This is a genomic window from Staphylococcus pettenkoferi (assembly GCF_002902685.1).
GTDB classification, from domain to species: Bacteria; Bacillota; Bacilli; order Staphylococcales; family Staphylococcaceae; genus Staphylococcus; species Staphylococcus pettenkoferi.
In genome coordinates, this window is sequence record NZ_PPRN01000121.1 from 1 (window position 1) to 493 (window position 493).

At 26.2% G+C, this 493-nt stretch carries 1 protein-coding gene; it reads right to left on the reverse strand.

Annotation, left to right across the window (positions count from 1 at the left end; genetic code table 11):
* On the reverse strand, positions 1-212 hold a 212-nt coding region (locus tag CD126_RS11975), incomplete at its 3' end, for a DUF443 family protein (protein WP_169931297.1).
* Between the last annotated feature and the right edge of the window lie 281 nt (positions 213-493).

A 493-nucleotide genomic window follows, 5' to 3' on the forward strand; every position in this document is an offset into this window, starting at 1 on the left:
AAAACTGATATTAAAAAGCCAATACCCGAATATCCGCCTATTGCAACTTTCTCCTTACTTCTCTTACTTTCATTTGAAGGTTTAATATGATGTAGTTCTTCTTCGCTAATTTCTGTTAGCTTATGTCTAGTAATGAAATTCAATAATGGGAATATATAAGTTATCTTATTTCTGTTGAGATCGATAATAAAGTGTCTATTATCATAATGCACTATTTTGTACTTGTTATTCTTATCAATAGTATTTATCGTAATCTTGTCAATGATAACTCACTTCCTTTATCTGCACAATGTTCTTCTAAGAAGTTGATATTTATTTTAGAAATTACATCATAACCCTCTACTTTTTCTACTTAATACTTCCTATTTTTCCTTCAATTTTTGTTCGATTATAAATATATTTATTCTGGAATTGAATTAATATAAGTATGAAAGGTATAAATATAAATGATATTATGCCAAACTCTCCTATCGAAACATGAAATATTATAAAT